Origin of the sequence: Bacillus sp. S4, from assembly GCF_040838205.1 — a bacterium.
GTDB lineage: Bacteria > Bacillota > Bacilli > Bacillales > Bacillaceae_G > Bacillus_A > Bacillus_A cereus_U.
The window spans coordinates 1-17,251 of record NZ_JBFPJI010000055.1 but is presented as its reverse complement, the minus strand read 5'-3'; the positions used below and the strand labels follow the sequence as shown (position 1 = coordinate 17,251).

Below are 17,251 nucleotides of genomic sequence, written 5' to 3'. Positions count from 1 at the left end.
ATATAAACCTATTAATTTATAGTTGGCAATAGTTTTTATTATATTGTTAAAAAATAGACACAAATGCACGCTTTTTAAGGTGAATATCATTTGTAACTTGATAACATTGTAAACTATTTTCCAGATAAAAACGTTATTGTGAGAATTTTAAGATAAATAAAGTTATACCAACATATCCAATAAATAGAAAAAAATTATCTTATCATAAGAAAGATTACTGAATTTTTAGTATATTCAACTTGTTACCTAGGTTATATTTCTTTTTTGTTCAAATGTGACAACTTTCCGAATGTTTAATTTGGTATAAAATGTAGCAAATGATTATAAATGGAATCCCGCAAGACAGAGAAATTCTCTGATCTGGAATAAAGGCTAAACTAACAAATGTAAGGAAATTGAATGAGAAAGCTACGATTGGAACTATTGGATAAAGTGGTGTACGGTATTTTAAATCTGCTTGTTCTACTTGTTGATTCATATGCCCCTCCCCCCATATTTTTTTGTATGTGTTAATTAGATTTCATTCGGTACTTTTAATCATTAGCGGGGTGAAAAACATACTCGGTTTATTTTGTTGTGAACTGAGTATGTAAAGGAAAAACTAACTATGACTAAATACCTTAGAATGTTTATTAACATAGTGAAGGAAACGCGATTCTTTCACTATGTTAATAATTTTGTTGTTAGTAAAACGTTCTGAAAAAGCATATCATTTTTTCTTTTTGTCGAAAAAATTAGAATTTTACGATGATATTTGTGAATAATAATTTACAGAATCTTTCTAGCAAACTAGTAAGAAGAAAGGTACAATGATAGAAGTTGCGCCTTTAAATAATTGATATAATGGAGTTTGGTTTATGATGAAAAAGTTAAAATATATTTTTATTTTCGGTATTATATTTGCTGTCGTGTTTTTTTTCGAGAAAGATAAAATTATGAGAAAGGCACAAGAATTACGGTTAGACCTTTTCTCTGAGATGAAAGAAAGTGCAATGATTACAGAGGTTCCGTTTATTAGACAGTTACCTGAATTACCTAGAGGTTGTGAAGTGACAAGTTTAGCTATGCTACTGCAACATAAAGGTGTACAAGTAGATAAGATGCAACTTGCTAGTGAGATTCATCGCGTCCCATTTGAACAAAATGGTTTGCATGGAAATCCTTATGAGGGATTCGTTGGAAATATTTATACGAAAGCTGAGCGAGGATACGGTGTATACAATCAACCAATTTTTAATTTAGCAGAAAAATATGTTCCTGAAAAAGTAATTAATTTAACGGGCAGAGACGTGCAAGATCTATATAAAGTAATTAGTTCTGGTTCTCCGGTATGGGTAATTATTAATACAACGTTTAAACCATTAGCTGAAAGTAGTTTTGAAACATGGAATACGAGTTCAGGTGAAGTGAAAATTACATATTATGAGCATAGTGTTGTAGTAATTGGATATGATCAAAACTTTGTATACGTAAATGATCCTCTTGCAAACAATCCACGAAAAGCTGTTCCTCGTGCTGAATTTGAAAAGGCGTGGGAGCAAATGGGGAAACAAGCGATTACTATTTTATAAAGTGAAAAGTCATCTTGAGATGGCTTTTTCTTTTTGAATATTTATCATAGAAAATTCTGAAAATTCTTTCGGAAGTTAACAGTTCACGCTATACTAACATTTAACTTGGTAAAGAAGGGGAGAAGAGAAATGGATGTCGCAAAGGAACTTGTTTTATCAAAGAATCAGTTGATTGAGTGGAGAAGGCATTTTCATAAGTATCCAGAGTTATCTTTTCAAGAGGAAAAAACATCTCAATTTGTATTCGACATACTTCGGGAAATCCCGTATTTAGAAGTCTCAAGGCCTACTAAATATAGTGTAATGGCAAGGTTAATTGGTAAGCAGCCTGGTAAAATTATCGCGGTTCGTGCTGATATGGATGCTCTTCCTATTCATGAAGAAAATAAGTTTGATTTTATTTCTACATATCCAGGTGTGATGCATGCGTGTGGTCACGATGGTCACATGGCAATATTGCTTGGTGTAGTACATAAGTTGGTAGAGAGAAGAGAGAAAGTTAAAGGAGAGATTCGCTTTTTATTTCAACATGCAGAAGAAAACTTTCCGGGCGGTGCAGAGGAAATGGTCGCAGCGGGAGTGATGGCAGGTGTGGATTACATTATTGGTGCTCATCTTTGGGCGTCATTAGAGGTTGGAAAAGTAGGTGTAATTTATGGTCCTGCGATGGCGGCGCCGGACGTTTTTAAAATTACGATAGAGGGAAAAGGTGGGCATGCTGGAATTCCGCATGAAACAGTTGATAGTATCGCCATTGGTGCACAAGTTGTTTCGCAAATTCAGCAAATTGTATCTCGCCTCACGAATCCGTTAGATTCTCTCGTAGTATCTGTTACACAATTTCATTCTGGGACAACTCATAATGTTATCCCGGAACAAGCGGAGATTGAAGGGACAGTGAGAAGTTTAAGGCATGAATTAAGAGAAGAAACAAAGAAGAAGCTTGAAAGGATTGTAAAACATATTACAGAATCCTACGGTGCTAAGTATACATTTTCTTATGAGTATGGATATCGACCAGTTGTGAACGATTATGAAGTTACAGAGCTTATTGAACATACGGCATTACAGCTGTATGGAAGAGAGAGAGTTGTTCGTTTACAACCAACGATGGCAGGAGAAGATTTTTCGGCATTTTTACAAAAGGCACCAGGAACATTCTTTTTTATTGGGGCAGGCAATGAAGAGAAGGGAATTATATATCCGCATCACCATCCTCGTTTTACAATTGACGAAGACGCATTACCAATTGGAGTGGAAGTCTTTGTATCATCCATTATGAATTTTATAAGTAAAGGAGAATGAGATGAAGAAAATACACGTGCTAGCACGTGTATGTAGTTTGTTTCCTCGTCAAATTATTACGAAGCAAGGTGCGATTGCGGGGATTGGGTTGTTGGTTGTCACGTATATCAATTTAGCTGGTTCTACTATAGCTACGATGTTTCCGGGTGTCCCGCAGTGTATAAAAGATGTGAATATAGGTATAGCCGCATTGTTAGTTAATATTATTGTGATGTTTGTAGTTAGTGGGTTCACAAAAAATGTATCTGTAAAGACAGACAATATAATAGTAGAAAAGTGATTCATGTGTTAGAGCTATCTTTGAAAAGAGATAGCTCTTTTTTGTATATATTTTCTTCTATTAGCGGAATCTAACTAAAAACTTGTTGAAAAGGAAGTTAGGTGGGGAAATTGTTAGAGCTAAAAGGTAACTTGTTTGAAGTTATGAAGGAAATTAGAGATGAGTTAGGTTCACCTAATGATTTAACAATTAGAGAAGTTGCTCTTGCTGGTAGCATTACACGTTGTGCGGTTGTTTTTTTATGTGGATTGACAGATAAGGATAATGTTTATAAATACGTAGTTCGTACACTTCAATATGAAGAAATACCAAATGAAGCAGCTGTGGTTCAGACATTGTTGGATCGTTTTATTTCTATTGCAGAAGTAAATACTGAAACAACATTTGCTAAAATTATTAACTCGATTTTAGCGGGGGATGCAGTTGTATTAATTGATAATATTCAAACGGCTATTGTTGTTAACAGTAGGGCTTGGGAGAAAAGAAGTCTAGAACCGCCAGTGACAGAAGATTTAATACGTGGACCGAGAGTTGGATTAAATGAAGATATTAATGTGAATAAAATGTTAATTCGCCGTGGTTTACGTGATCCGAAGTTACGGTTTCAATCTTATATTATGGGGAAGCGATCGCAGAAAGAAGTAACCCTAGTATATATAGAAGATATTATTAACCCTTACATCGTAAAAGAGCTAGATCGGCGTCTTCAATCAATAGTGACAGATGTCATTTTTGAGACAGGAACGATTGAGCAATTAATTCAAGATAATAATTTGTCTCCATTTCCGCAGTTTTTAAATACAGAAAGACCAGATAATATAGTGGCTGCATTGGCGAAAGGGAAAGCGGCCATTTTAGTAGATGGGTCACCATTTGCTCTTATAGCTCCACTAGTGTTTGTTGATATTTTTCAATCTGTAGAAGATCATTATGAGCGTTGGGTAATTGGAACGTTATTAAGAATTTTACGTATGGGATCAGGTATCGCTGCTGTTTTATTACCTGCCATGTACGTAGCGCTTGTATCGTATCATCAAGGGCTCATCCCATCTAAACTAGCTTATTCTATTGCGGGAGCGAGAGAAGGGGTGCCATTTCCTGCTTATATTGAAACCCTAATGATGGCATTAACGATGGAATTAATACGAGAAGCCGGGATTAGGCTTCCGAAACCGATGGGGCAAACAATTGGTATCGTAGGTGGTCTTGTAATTGGAGAAGCGGCAGTAAATGCGGGGATTGTAAATCCGTTTTTAGTAATTATTATTGCGGTTACCGCAATTGCTACATTTTCACTTCCTGTATATAGCATTACGATTACATTTCGAATTTTACTTTTCGTCTTCGTGTTAGCTGCAACTGCTTTTGGGTTGTACGGAATCATTTTAGCTCTTATTGCACTTGCGGTTCATATTACAAATTTAAAGAGTGTTGGGGTTCCGTATACAACACCTATTGCTCCTGCTTTTTATAAAGATTGGGAAGAAGAATTGGTTCGCCTACCAAAATCAATGTTAAAAGAGAGACCGGAATATTTACAAACAAAAGATTCTACAATACGTCCAAAGGAGCGAAAATAATTGAAACCATTTGAGTATGGCGATGAAGAGATTGGATCTCGGGAAATTGGCTTTGCGGTATCGTCAACCATTATTGGTATAGGGGCATTGTCTATGCCGAGAGATATTGCCGATCAAACTTTATTTTCGGACGGTTGGATTATTTTACTTTTGGGTGGATTGATATGTGCGGTTTTAGGTTGGTTTGTAACGAGGGTAGCTATTTTATTCCCAAAACAAAACTTTGTTCAATATACAAGTGCGCATTTGACGAAACCTGTTGCGTACACAATTAGTAGTATTTTAGTATTAACGTTTGCAGCTTTGACAGCATATGAATCGCGAATGATTGCGGTTATTTCACAAACATATTTATTTAGTGATACACCAATACAGCTATTGTCTTTCTTCTTCTTATTAGTTGTTATTTATGGAGTAGCAGGATCGAGAGCGGCTTTATTAAGGTTAAATGTTCTATTCTTACCAATTGTTTTAATTGCGATAGTGCTTCTTTCTTTATTGAATGTGAACTTAATGGAAATAGATAATTTACTACCGGCTTTTCAAACGAATGTCAGTCAGTATGCTGTAGGAGTTAAGAATTCTATTTTTACATTCATCGGATTTGAGGTAGCTCTGTTTTATGCTGTGTTGTTGAACGATAAGACAGCGAAAAAAGCGCCAATGGCAGTTGCAAAAGCGGTGATAGTAAACGTGTTGTCATACATTTTAATTTATGTAACTTGTATTAGTGTTTTTACGTATATGACAACACGTGGATTGACATATCCAACAATTGAATTAGGGAAAGAAATTGAAATTGGTGGAGGGTTTTTAGAAAGATTTGATGCGATTTTTTTTACTACTTGGATTATTACTATTTATAATACTACAGCAATGTATTATGACGTCGCATCTTTATTATTTTGTGCTATGTTTCCGAAAGTGAAGAAACATATTTTCATTTTTGTAAGTGCCCCGATTATTTTTATGGTGAATATGATACCTAGTAATTCGAAAGAATTGTCAAATTACGGGACTTATTTAGCTTGGATAGATATGGGGTTTGTCGTGCTAGCGCCTTTGTTAGTTTTTATTGTATATAAAATAAAAAGAAGGAATGGTAGAAATGAAACACCTTCTTAAAATTATAATGGTTATGGTTTTAGCTGGATCTATAAGTGGGTGCTCTGAGTTAGAAGAAATAGAAGAAAGAGGATTTGTAGTAGGTGCAGCTTACGATATTGTAAAGGCAAAGAAAGCAAATCCAATTATGAAAGGGACGTATCAGATGGTACTTCCCAGTAAGTTAGCGCAGCAAGGTGGACAAGGTGATGGAGATGGCGAAAATTATATTAATGTTAGTGCGAAAGCAGATAGTGTGTTTGAACAAATAAGAATTATTGCTAAAAAGATTAGTCGTACATTATTTTTTCCGCATATACAAGTAATTATTTTCTCTGAAGAATTACTATCGAAACCGTATATTTTACAAAATACGTTGGATGTATATATTCGTGATCATGAGATGAGAAGAAATATTCGTTTGTTTGTTTCTAAGAAAAATGCAGAAGCTATTTTAAAACAAAGTGCAAAACCTGAAAATTTACCAGCGCAATACATTGATATGTTAGCTGAGCATCCTCCGAAAAATGCTCAAATGATCGAGGCTGCAAGAATTGGTGAGGTACAGCAAAAAATGATTGCTAACCAAAGTTTCGTATTACCTATTCTCGAACTAACAAAACAAGGGGTACAAATGAATGGGGCAGCGCTGTTTCGTGGGAAGGATAATAAGTGTGTAGGCAGTTTAAGTGGAGAACAAACATTAGGAATGAATTATATAATAGGTAAAAAAATTGGAGGTTTTTTTACTATCCGCAAAAAAGACCAGCTTATTACATATGAAATTCATAAGATGCACCGAAAGATTAAAGTATCTACGGAAAATGCTACAAAACCAAAGTTTAATATTCACTTATCTCTGGAAGGTACATTGGCTGAGTTGCACTTTAGTGATCATAAAAAGGTTTTGAATGAAAAGCGTTTAGAGAAGGATATTTCAGAGGAAATGGAGAAACGCATCCAAAAATCGATTAAGCTTGTTCAAAAAAAATATAAGGTAGATGTATTAGCATTAGGGGAAGTATATAAGCGACATAATTATAAAGAGTGGAAAAAGATAAGTAAGAATTGGGATCAAGGCGAAAATTACTTTAGTAATGCTGAAATTACTGTTCATGTTCATCCAACAATTGCACATTCAGGTTCAGCTTTACCGAAGAGAGTGAAATAAGGTGGTGGAAGTTGTTTACTGGATTGGGAATTAGTTGCACGATATTAATGGCGGTTCTTCCAGGGACTATATATTTTATTCATAAAAAACTTACAACGTATGGTGCCCAGCCGTGGAAAAAGGATGCGCAAAAAAAGAAACCTGAATAAGTTTCAGGTTTCTTTTTTTGCACAAAGCATATGTTGAAGGGGGATACCTTCTATGTATACTTTGCTTATACAAGCCCTAACCAATGTACCAATTGTGTAGAGAGGAATGTAACAACAATTGCAATAACAGTAGGGATTGCGAACGATAAGAATGTCCATTTTGCACTTTTTGTTTCTTTATATATGTTAACTAGTGTTGTTCCACACGGGAAATGAAGGAGTGAGAACAACATTGTGTTTAACGCTGTCAACCAAGTCCAACCATTTTCTAAGAATAGATTTTTAATTTGATTAAAATCATCTATTTCAGTTAAAGCGCCAGTTGATAAGTAAGACATTAATAAAATCGGGATGACAATTTCATTAGCTGGTAGCCCAAGAATGAATGCAGCTAGAATAAAACCGTCAAGTCCTAGTAATTTAGCAAATGGATCTAGGAAGTTTACGAAATGCATAAGTAAGCTTGTGTCACCGACGAAAATATTAGCAAGTATCCAAGTTAATACAGCGGCAGGTGCAGCTACAATTACAGCTCGTTTTAAAACATATATTGATTTATCAAGCGTTGAACGCACAATTGTATTCCAAATTTTAGGTTTGCGGTATGGTGGTAACTCTAACGTATAGTGAGTTGGAACGCCTTTTAGAGCAGTTTTTGATAAAACCCAAGAAACAGTTAAAGTTACAATAACGCCAATTACAACCATTCCAACGACAACGCCGGCAGTAACAAGTGTTTGCATGCTGCCTGTATATCCAGCAGCCATAAATAATGAAGCCATTAAGATTAATGTAGGCCAGCGTCCATTACATGGGACGAAGTTGTTTGTTAAAATGGCAAGCATACGCTCACGTGGTGATTCGATAATACGTGTTGACATAATAGCGGCAGCGTTACATCCGAACCCCATTGCCATAGTTAAAGATTGTTTCCCATGCGCGCCAGAGCGTTTAAATAAACGATCCATGTTAAACGCAACGCGTGGTAAATATCCATAGTTTTCTAATAGGGCAAACATAGGGAAGAAGATTGCCATAGGTGGTAACATAACGCTAATAACGGCTCCGGTACCACGGAATAAACCAAGTATTAAAACACCATGTAGCCATTCTGGTGCATGCATTGCTTGGAACCAAGATGTTAAATATCCTTCGACCCAGCCAAAAAATTCAGCAATCATCTCGGATGGCACGTTAGCACCGGCGATTGTAAGATAAAAAATAATAGATAAAATACCGAGCATAATTGGAAATCCCCAAATAGGAGAAGTGAAAATCTTATCTAATCTTTCTGAACGATATAATTTGTCAGTATTCGTATATTGGACAGCTTCTTTACATATACTTGCGGAGGTTCGATAAATATCTCCGACAATGTCATCTCGTATGTCCTCTTTTGAAAGTGTTTGTGCATGTTGAACAATATAGTCCAGCGGAAGAGCTTTACTGGCTGAGTGAGATTCCATTTATTATGACCTCCCTTACAAGTGGTTCGTTATGATGTTTTTGAAGTGCAGTTAAGAAATTTTTATCTCCATCTAAAATACGTAGCGCAATCCAACGTGCTGGATACGTATTGCCGAACACTTTATAAATTTGTGGTTCTAATTCTTGAATCATATTTTCGATTTTTTCATTATAAGTAATTTTAATTGGTGTTGGAATGATTTTTTTATTTGCTACTTTAGCAACGACGCTTAGTAAATGTCCGATACCAACTCGGTTTCGGGCTGAAATTTTAACTACCGGTACACCGAGTGATTTTGCTAATTTCTTTTCGTCAATAATGATTCCTTTTTTCTCCGCTTCATCAATTAAGTTAATACAAATGACCACATCGTTTGTCATTTCCATCACTTGGAGTGCTAAATTTAAATTTCTTTCCATTGCAGTTGCGTCTATAACAACTACAGTTACTTCTGGTTTTTCAAATATAATATAATCTCGTGCGACTTCTTCATCTGCCGAATTTGAATACAGTGAGTAAGTTCCAGGTAAATCTATTATTGTATATATATTTCCGCCATGCTTATATTCCCCTTCAGCCTTTAAAACAGTTTTCCCCGTCCAGTTTCCAGTATGTTGTTTTAAGCCTGTTAAAGTATTAAATAATGTACTTTTCCCGGTATTCGGGTTACCAGCTAACGCAATGCGATGGTTACTCATCTGAAATCATCTCCTATTAATACCCCGAAAATAAGGGAGCTTTCTTCACTACGCAGTGCAATAGTTGTGTTGCTTACTTGATAAGCGACTGGGTCTCCAAGTGGGCTGCGTTGTAATACTTTAATTGTCGCTCCAGGAAAAAAGCCTAAATCTAATAAACGTCGTTTCATAGTTCCTTCTAATTGTATCTTCTCAATTTGTACAAATTCCCCTGTTCTGAATTCGGAAAGGGGTTTAGTATTAGCCGATACCATAAAAGTTACCTCATCTCTATATTTTTAGTTTTAGTTTAAAAAGTTTCCTTAGGTAAACTTTTTGATACTAATATAGTAGACTACATTTAATGATGCTGTCAATTAGTACTTTAAAAATATTCAAATTTTTTTAGAATTGTTCCAATTTATTGAGTTGTACCGAAAAATATTACTGAAATTCTTCTTAATGTAAATAAAGTAAGAGTGTAAACTTTTAAAAATATAGTGGATTTGTAAATATAGTTTTAACTTAAAGGGAAAAATAAAGAAAAATATTTACATTGGATTTACATTGTTAAGAATAAATTTACAATACTGCGTGTTTAGTGTGGGTTTTGTTGGCTTTTTTAACTGTAAATGTTGGAATGCCTAGCTTTTATGGGATGTTATCTCTATTTACTTAAACTTAAAAATTGCTTAACACTCACATAATATTGTTGTCCTACAATGAATTTGTGTTCGAAAGAAGATGAATTCGAAAAGTGATAATCCAAATGGGGGTACAAGACATGATTATGAAAAAGGGTATTAAATTTTCTTTAGCGGCTTTAGTTGTTGCAGGTGCATTAGTTGGATGTGGAAAAGCAGAAAGTACGGATAATAAGGAAGCTGCTAAAGGTAGCGATGCAAAACAAGAATTATCAGGTACGATTGCAGCGGCTGGCTCTACAGCTCTTCAACCTCTTGCGGAGGAAGCTGGAAAGAAATTCATGGAGAAAAATTCAAAAGTTTCTATTCAAGTTCAAGGTGGCGGTAGTGGAACTGGGATTAACCAAGTAGCATCTGGTGCAGTACAAATTGGTAATTCGGATGTTCCGGCTTCAGATAAAATAAAAGATGCTGAAAAAGCGAAAGAATTAGTAGATAACAAGGTAGCGGGTATCGCATTCGCGCTTGTCGTAAATAAAGATGTAAAAGTTGATAACTTAACAGCAAAACAAGTACAAGATATCTTCACTGGAAAAGTGACGAACTGGAAAGAGTTAGGCGGAAAAGATGAGAAAATCAATGTAATTAATCGTCCAGCTTCATCTGGTACACGTGCTACATTTGAAAAAACAGTTATGAAAGAAGCTAAAATTAATGATGGAACTGGTACAACACAAGATTCTAACGGTGCAGTAGAGCAAGCAATTAACTCTACTCCAGGTTCAATCAGCTATTTAGCAATGTCTTACATGGTTGGCGATAAAAAAGGTGCATTGCAAACTGTGAAAATTGATGGTGCTGAACCGAAAGTTGAAAACATCTCTGCTGGTAAATATCCATTCTGGTCTTACGAGTACATGGTAACTAAAGGTGAGGCAAAAGAAGCGACAAAAGCTTACATTGACTATGTAAAAGGTAAAGATTTCGAAAAACAAGTAGAAGATATGGGTTACATCCCAATGTCTAAATTAAATAAGTAATAAAATTTTATGGGGCTGGCTGCAAGGCCAGTCCTGTTCATTTCAATCTATGAAGTGGGGTCTGTCCTGTGATGAAGGGGAAAAAACAAATTAATTACGTAAAGAGTGAATATATAGGTAGATCACTTGTTACGTTTTGCGGTATCTTTATTGTTTTAATTACATTAGCTATTATTGCATTTATTTGCGGCAAAGGAATTCAATCTTTCACGCAAAGTGGTATCTCATTTTCTGAGGTGTTAACTTCGACAAAATGGAATCCAAATGCTGATCAAGGTACGTATGGTGCTGTAATCTTTATTGTCGGTTCGACGCTTGTGTCGCTAGGTGCTGTTGTCATTAGTGCACCAATTGCTATAGCTCTTGCTATATTCATGAATTTAATTTCGCCGAAGTTTGGGAATAAAGTATTAAAGCCTGTTTTAGAATTATTAGTTGGTATTCCATCAGTTGTATACGGATTATTAGGGGTTACGATCTTGGTTCCTCTATTACGTGATTCGTTTGGTGGAGTGGGCTTTAGTTTAATTGCGGGTATTATTGTCCTGAGTATTATGATTTTACCTACTATTGCTAGTATTGCCTCTGATGCAATACGCTCTGTTCCGTTTGATTACTTGGAAGCTTCTTACGGTCTAGGATCGACGAAATGGCAAGCGATTAGCCGAGTTATTGTTCCTGCTGCAAAACAAGGGATTTTAACAGGTATAGTTTTAGGGTTAGCGCGTGCTTTTGGTGAAGCGTTAGCGGTTCAAATGGTAATCGGGAACACGATTAAATTACCGGAAGGAATATATAGTCCGACAGCAACGTTAACTGGTATTCTGACAATGGATATGACGAATACATTGAACGGAACAGCTTGGAACAACGCGCTATGGACGTTAGCAATGATTTTACTTGTTATTTCATTCCTGTTTATTTTAGTAATTCGAGCGATTGGTCAAAGAGGTGAGCGATAATAATGAATGCAAGAACGGTAAATAAAGTTTGGACAGGTATCTTTTATGCGGTTGCAGCTTTAGTTGTAGCTTTGCTGGCTTTTTTAATGTACGAAATTCTGCAAAAGGGATGGGGATTTTGGGATCCTAGTTTCTTATTCGGAGAACCAAGCAATACAAGAGCTGGTGGAGGAATTGGTCCACAGTTATTCAATTCTTTCTACATGCTTGTTATAACACTTATTATATCTATTCCTCTTGGATTAGGGGCTGGAATATATTTAGCGGAGTATGCAAAACAAGGTCGTTTTTTAAGTTTTGTTCGTTTATGTATTGAAACAATGGCGTCTTTACCTTCTATTGTTGTTGGACTATTTGGCTTATTAGTATTTGTTACAATGACAGGCTGGGGATATACAGTAATGGGTGGAGCTCTTGCTTTAACTATTTTGAATTTACCTGGTTTAACACGTGTTTGTGAAAATGCGATTTCTGAAGTTCCTCATAATGTAAAAGAGGCGAGTCTTGGACTAGGTGCAACGAAATGGCAAACAATTGCCCGTATCATTATTCCGTCGTCGTTACCACAAATCATTACAGGTATTATTTTAGCGGCAGGCCGTATATTCGGTGAAGCTGCGGCGTTAATTTATACAGCGGGTTTAACATCACCTATTTTAAATTCAGCAGCGGACTTCTCGAGCCCCTCGCATCCTTTAAATCCATTTAGACCAGCTGAAACGTTAGCTGTTCACATTTGGAAATTAAACTCTGAAGGGATTATCCCAGATGCGAAGTTAATTGCAACAAAATCTGCAGCTGTATTAATTATTATGGTATTACTCTTTAATATCATTTCTCGTTTCGTAGCATCTGTATTACACAAGCGTTTTACAGGAACGAAAAGAAAAAGTAAAACGACAAAGAAGGTAAAAGCGGCATAAATTGAAGGTAAGAACTCTCTGTTTATAAACAGGGAGTTTTTTTACGGCCATTTTGATGTTAGCAGGAAAAGAAGGAGAGTTGGTGAATGGGAAACTTGATATACGGATGTTGGGATGAAAGTGTTCTTTCTGCAAATGTCGGGATTTCCTGGATCAGGTAAATCGACACTTTCTAAGTATAGCGCTAAGTTAACAGGTGCAGTTATTGGAGGTCATGACCTCGTGAAATCAGCATTATTAAAATCATTAACGGCAAAAGGAAGTGAATCAACAGTTGTTGGGGGAGTCTCCTATTATATTGAGTGGGAACTGATAGGTTTTTTGTTAGAACAAGAACATAGTGTTATATTAGATAGTCCATGTCTCTATGATGGGATGGTTGAAAAGGGAATAGGTTTATATCAGAAGTATGGTGCTACATATAAATATATTGAATGTTATCTTAATAATATAGAAGAAATTAATCGTAGGTTACAAACACGTGAATATAAGATAAGTCAGTAGAATCAGAAGTAGCGTTTGAAAAAAGTGGCTAGATGGCAGTAAGAGACCCTCCAATGATGAATATCTTCTTGTAGATTCTGGTAAGCTACTAGAGCAATATGCCCCGAAAATAATGAGTTATATCGGTAGATAAATAAAAAGGCGTTATCTTCATTCGAGAAGATAACGCCTTTTAGTTTAAATATCAGGTGTTTCTGTAGAAGTACTTATTTTTCTGCGGGAGCGTCTTTTTCGCCCGATTTTATCTAATAGTTCATACATAACGGGAACGACTACTAATGTAAGAACGGTTGAGACTGCCAAACCACCGATTACAACGACGGCCAGACTTTTGGATACCATACTTCCTGCTTGAGATTGACCGAATAGGAGTGGTAGCATAGCGACGATTGTTGTTATAGCTGTCATAATAATTGGGCGTAATCTAGTAGATCCTGCTTCTAGTAAGGCTTCTCTTGTTTCCATACCGTTTTCCCGATTTTGTTGTACTCTTTCTATTAATACAATAGCATTTGTAACGACAATCCCGATTAACATTAATGCGCCGATTAATGAATTTACGTCAACAGGTGTTCTTGAAATGATTAATCCTAAAATACCGCCGACAGCAGCTAATGGTAAAGAGAATAAAATCGCGAAAGGAGCACGTGCTTGCCCGAAGGTGATAACCATAATTAAATATACAATCCCAATTGCAATCCCCATAATTTTGAATAAATCTGTGAAGTTCTCTTGCATAGACTCGGTAGCGCCTGCGATATTTACTTTTGCTCCGTTAGGTAAATCTAAGTCGGTTATAGCCTTATTTACTTCTGCGCTTACTTTACTTAAATCTTCACTTGAAGCTTCTGCAGTAATTTGTATCGTTTCTTTCCCATCTTTATGAAAGATTTCTGTTTGAAGTTGCTTTTCTGAAATAGTTGCAATGTCTTTTAAAGGAATAGGTCCGTTAATAGGTGAGAGTATATTTGTGTTTAAAATATCTTCTTGTTTGTTAATGGATGCCTTTTTATGTTCTATCATAATAGTTATTTTTTCATTATTGATTGAAATTTCCCCAATAGGAGATTTCTTCATAAGGAATGATACTTGTTGTGCTACTAATTCTGGTGTTAAACCGAGTTGTTCCGCCTTTGTTTGATCGATATGAATTTGCCATTCTTTTTTAGAGTCTTCTATATTTGTTTTTACTTTAGAGAGAGCGTCCATACTTTTTAGTTTTGTTTCGACGATGTTAGCGGCCTTTTTTAAATTTGTCTCGTTAGTAGCGGCTACGTTAAATTGTAAGTTGTTTCCGCCTCCGGAGTCAGAGTAACTAGTTTTTATATAATCAAGTTCAGCTGGTTCAAAAGCATTATGCTCTTTTTTTAATTCTTTAATATATTGGTCGATATCAGATCCCTTTTTAAAGACTACAAATATAGTTGCAAGATTGTTTTTAGTTGTCTGTCCCCATTGTGCATCTTCTGCGCTAGATCCCATTCGCAAAATAACATCTGTTACATCAGAATTAGAGAGTAGTTTCTTTTCGAAATCAAAGGCTTTTTGTTTTTTAGCTTCAGAATCATAATCGGTTGGAAATGTCATGTTAACGGATAGCATTGTATCGTCCTCAGACTTTATGTTCGCTTTCGGTAGTAATATGTAGGCTGCAATGGATCCTGCAAACAATAAAAAAGAAGTGAGTAGAATGATAAACTTATGAGAAAGAGCCCACTTTAATGTAGCGACATATCGCGGTGAAGAATGAGAATTGCGACGTTTTGTTTTTTTGAGTAGTAAAAAAGCCATAAGTGGAACAACTGTTAACGCAACGATTAAAGAAGAAAGGATAGAATATACAACTGCTAATACCATAGGTAACATTAGTTTTCCAATTACTCCCGATACGAGACCGATAGGTAAAAAAACGGCGACTGTTGTTAAAGTAGAAGAGGTAATTGCGACTGCGACCTCTTTCGTTGCTTCAAGAATAATATTTTTAGAGAAGGTTTCTTTTTGTAAACGCCGGAAAATGTTCTCGATGACAACGATACTATCATCGACGAGACGTCCCACAGCAACGGCTAAGCCACCAAGAGTTAGAATGTTAAGTGTGATGTTGGATTGATGGAGTAAAAATAGTGTTAATAAAATAGATAGCGGAATACTAACGACAGCGATGAGTGTTGTTCGGAAGCTGCGTAAAAAGATTAAGATAATGAGAGTTGCAGCAATTGCCCCAAGGATTACTTCTTTTCCCATACTAGTAACAGCATTTTCAACTTGTTCATGAGTTGAAGCTAGAAGTTTAATAGAAAACTGATCTTTATATTGCTTGCTTATATCTTTAATCTTTTTATCAATCTCTTTTCCAATTGCAACCGCGTTTTTACTCGGCTCTTTCATGATGACTAATCCTGTTCCTTCTTCTCCGTTTATGTGCGAGATTGTATCATGATGTTGTTTTAGTTCAATTTGAGCGACATCTTGTAACTTTACTTGAGGTGTAACGGTAATATTTTTAATGTCATTTACATTTTTTATATCTCCGATGACCCGAAGGTTGTATTCTTCCTTATTAACGGTAATTGCTCCGGCCGGAGTGGAAGTTTCTTTTCCTTGTAAAACTTTTAATACTTGCTCTGATGTTACGTTTTTATCTTTTAGTTGGTTAGGGTCAAGTACGATGGATAATTCGGAAGTTGATTTTCCGAAAAACATAACATTGGCAACACCATCAATGCTTTCGAGTTGTGGTACGATTTCTTTCTCGATTTGTTTTTCGTCAGCTTTTGAAAATCCGTTCTGCTTTTGGATGGTAATTTGAGCGAGTGGAATCATAGAAGTATTTAATTGGCTAACTACAGGCTTAGTTACATCTTTAGGTAATTTAATTGTATTAATTGTTTTTTCGACTTCGCGTGCCGCGTCTTTCATATTTGCCTTTGATGTATATGCAATGTCGATGCGTGATAATCCCTCGTTTGTGGAAGAAGTGATGCCGTCGATATGTTCTAAACTACGAAATTGTTTTTCAAGGGGATCAGTTACGTCCTTGGTCATCGTTTCAGCATCGAGCCCTTGAGATAATGTCGTGACAGTTATTGCGGGGTTATCGATGCTTGGTAAAAATTCCATAGGTAATTTAGGGCCGGAATAAACGCCAAGTATGGAAATGAGAAAAACCATGATAATAATAGCGGCTCGGTTTTTTAATGAAAATTTTGTTAACCTATCCATAAGATAATTCCTCCATTAGTTTATTTATAGTTTTGTGGGCACTTTCTTACTATATAACAAAAATTGGATATCTTTCATTAATTAAATGTAAAAAAATTCTAACAATAATCTTAAGGTAATATTTCGAGGGGAAGTTCGTTATTTGTGGAAGTAAAGTTCCTGATTGGCGAGAAAAAGCATTAATTAAAGTTTTGCTTTAGTATAGTGGTCTCGTTTTTTGTTACTCTACATTTAAATGGTTATTTGTCCTTCTTAAGTAGAACTGTGGTAATTGTAAAATTTAAAAAGGAAAGGACTAAAGGTTAGGAACTTATTGTGAAATACCGCCTGGTTGATGATAGTGTATAGTAACTTGTATACAATCAAAATGAATGTTTTCAGTAGAAAGGATAATGGTTCTTTCTATAGAAGAAAGTAGGATAGATAACTTTTTGTATTTTTTTTATAAAAAATACTTGTTATTTAAAAACCATGATGGTATATTAATAAACGTCGCTGATGCGGAAACGCAGAAAACGACAAAAAAGAAATTAAAAAACATAGTTGACATCGAAAAATGAAGATGTTAATATGATGAAGTCGCTTCTGAAGCGGCGGACAAGTTCTTTGAAAACTGAACGAAACAAACAACGTAAACGTCAATTTTTATTT

The 17,251-nt window shown here is 35.5% G+C and carries 13 protein-coding genes and 3 pseudogenes; 11 read left to right on the top strand and 5 right to left on the bottom strand.

Annotated features, from left to right (window positions below):
- Positions 1–246: 246 nt before the first annotated feature.
- A pseudogene (locus AB3X48_RS08885) lies at positions 247–454 on the bottom strand (amino acid permease); the annotation flags it as partial.
- Positions 455–860: 406 nt separating this feature from the next.
- On the opposite strand from AB3X48_RS08885, the gene AB3X48_RS08880 reads away from it, so the two are divergent.
- The 7 genes and pseudogenes from AB3X48_RS08880 to AB3X48_RS08850 all read left to right on the top strand — a co-directional run bounded on the left by AB3X48_RS08880 (position 861) and on the right by AB3X48_RS08850 (position 7,160).
- Positions 861–1,571, top strand: coding sequence for a C39 family peptidase (locus AB3X48_RS08880; protein ID WP_033710649.1), 711 nt, complete (start codon positions 861–863; stop codon positions 1,569–1,571).
- Between the two features lie 129 nt (positions 1,572–1,700).
- Entirely contained in the window at positions 1,701–2,876 is a 1,176-nt protein-coding gene (locus AB3X48_RS08875) for an amidohydrolase (protein ID WP_016103568.1), read from the top strand.
- 22 nt (positions 2,877–2,898) lie between these two features.
- Positions 2,899–3,156: pseudogene (locus AB3X48_RS08870) on the top strand (sodium:solute symporter family protein); the annotation flags it as partial.
- A gap of 101 nt (positions 3,157–3,257) precedes the next feature.
- Positions 3,258–4,736: a spore germination protein gene (locus AB3X48_RS08865; RefSeq protein ID WP_082187192.1), complete on the top strand. Its 1,479-nt coding sequence runs from the start codon at positions 3,258–3,260 to the stop codon at positions 4,734–4,736.
- A complete protein-coding gene (gerLB, locus tag AB3X48_RS08860) occupies positions 4,737–5,861 on the top strand; it encodes a spore germination protein GerLB (protein ID WP_002159253.1) in 1,125 nt (374 codons plus the stop codon).
- Positions 5,845–7,011: a Ger(x)C family spore germination protein gene (locus AB3X48_RS08855; protein ID WP_002116283.1), complete on the top strand. Its 1,167-nt coding sequence runs from the start codon at positions 5,845–5,847 to the stop codon at positions 7,009–7,011. The genes gerLB and AB3X48_RS08855 overlap by 17 nt, the downstream gene beginning before the upstream one ends.
- 11 nt (positions 7,012–7,022) lie before the next feature.
- Entirely contained in the window at positions 7,023–7,160 is a 138-nt protein-coding gene (locus AB3X48_RS08850) for a hypothetical protein (protein ID WP_087945977.1), read from the top strand.
- A 65-nt stretch (positions 7,161–7,225) separates the two neighbouring features.
- On the opposite strand, the gene AB3X48_RS08845 is transcribed toward AB3X48_RS08850, so the two are convergent.
- The 3 genes from AB3X48_RS08845 to AB3X48_RS08835 are packed head-to-tail and all read right to left on the bottom strand — an operon-like array spanning position 7,226 to position 9,580.
- Entirely contained in the window at positions 7,226–8,626 is a 1,401-nt protein-coding gene (locus tag AB3X48_RS08845) for a nucleoside recognition domain-containing protein (protein WP_002159252.1), read from the bottom strand.
- On the bottom strand, positions 8,604–9,326 hold the full coding sequence (locus AB3X48_RS08840) for a FeoB small GTPase domain-containing protein (RefSeq protein WP_002159251.1): 723 nt from the start codon (positions 9,324–9,326) through the stop codon (positions 8,604–8,606). Before AB3X48_RS08840 ends, AB3X48_RS08845 begins: the two co-directional genes overlap by 23 nt.
- Positions 9,323–9,580 carry a FeoA family protein gene (locus AB3X48_RS08835; RefSeq protein ID WP_002090873.1) on the bottom strand — a complete coding sequence of 86 codons (258 nt, stop codon included), beginning with the start codon at positions 9,578–9,580 and terminating at the stop codon, positions 9,323–9,325. Before AB3X48_RS08835 ends, AB3X48_RS08840 begins: the two co-directional genes overlap by 4 nt.
- A gap of 509 nt (positions 9,581–10,089) precedes the next feature.
- Here AB3X48_RS08835 and AB3X48_RS08830 point away from each other — a divergent pair.
- The 4 genes and pseudogenes from AB3X48_RS08830 to AB3X48_RS08815 all read left to right on the top strand — a co-directional run bounded on the left by AB3X48_RS08830 (position 10,090) and on the right by AB3X48_RS08815 (position 13,511).
- The gene (locus AB3X48_RS08830; RefSeq protein WP_002114243.1) at positions 10,090–10,989 is read left to right on the top strand and encodes a phosphate ABC transporter substrate-binding protein PstS family protein; all 900 of its coding nucleotides are present in this window, start codon (positions 10,090–10,092) and stop codon (positions 10,987–10,989) included.
- A gap of 71 nt (positions 10,990–11,060) precedes the next feature.
- The gene (pstC, locus tag AB3X48_RS08825) at positions 11,061–11,951 is read left to right on the top strand and encodes a phosphate ABC transporter permease subunit PstC (RefSeq protein WP_002159250.1); all 891 of its coding nucleotides are present in this window, start codon (positions 11,061–11,063) and stop codon (positions 11,949–11,951) included.
- 2 nt (positions 11,952–11,953) lie between these two features.
- On the top strand, positions 11,954–12,874 hold the full coding sequence (gene pstA / locus AB3X48_RS08820) for a phosphate ABC transporter permease PstA (protein WP_016103572.1): 921 nt from the start codon (positions 11,954–11,956) through the stop codon (positions 12,872–12,874).
- 120 nt (positions 12,875–12,994) lie between these two features.
- A pseudogene (locus tag AB3X48_RS08815) lies at positions 12,995–13,511 on the top strand (P-loop nucleotide/nucleoside kinase family protein).
- 44 nt (positions 13,512–13,555) lie between these two features.
- On the opposite strand, the gene AB3X48_RS08810 reads toward AB3X48_RS08815, so the two are convergent.
- The gene (locus AB3X48_RS08810) at positions 13,556–16,600 is read right to left on the bottom strand and encodes an efflux RND transporter permease subunit (RefSeq protein ID WP_367959297.1); all 3,045 of its coding nucleotides are present in this window, start codon (positions 16,598–16,600) and stop codon (positions 13,556–13,558) included.
- Positions 16,601–17,251 lie beyond the last annotated feature (651 nt).

Excerpts from the sequence above, each read along its gene's own strand:
- AB3X48_RS08840 (WP_002159251.1), bottom strand. The coding sequence starts at position 9,326 with ATGAGTAACCATCGCATTGCGTTAGCTGGTAACCCGAATACCGGGAAA.
- AB3X48_RS08810 (WP_367959297.1), bottom strand. The coding sequence starts at position 16,600 with ATGGATAGGTTAACAAAATTTTCATTAAAAAACCGAGCCGCTATTATT.
- AB3X48_RS08835 (WP_002090873.1), bottom strand. The coding sequence starts at position 9,580 with ATGGTATCGGCTAATACTAAACCCCTTTCCGAATTCAGAACAGGGGAA.
- AB3X48_RS08845 (WP_002159252.1), bottom strand. The coding sequence starts at position 8,626 with ATGGAATCTCACTCAGCCAGTAAAGCTCTTCCGCTGGACTATATTGTT.
- AB3X48_RS08830 (WP_002114243.1), top strand. The coding sequence starts at position 10,090 with ATGATTATGAAAAAGGGTATTAAATTTTCTTTAGCGGCTTTAGTTGTT.
- AB3X48_RS08880 (WP_033710649.1), top strand. The coding sequence starts at position 861 with ATGAAAAAGTTAAAATATATTTTTATTTTCGGTATTATATTTGCTGTC.
- pstA (WP_016103572.1), top strand. The coding sequence starts at position 11,954 with ATGAATGCAAGAACGGTAAATAAAGTTTGGACAGGTATCTTTTATGCG.
- pstC (WP_002159250.1), top strand. The coding sequence starts at position 11,061 with ATGAAGGGGAAAAAACAAATTAATTACGTAAAGAGTGAATATATAGGT.
- AB3X48_RS08875 (WP_016103568.1), top strand. The coding sequence starts at position 1,701 with ATGGATGTCGCAAAGGAACTTGTTTTATCAAAGAATCAGTTGATTGAG.
- AB3X48_RS08855 (WP_002116283.1), top strand. The coding sequence starts at position 5,845 with ATGAAACACCTTCTTAAAATTATAATGGTTATGGTTTTAGCTGGATCT.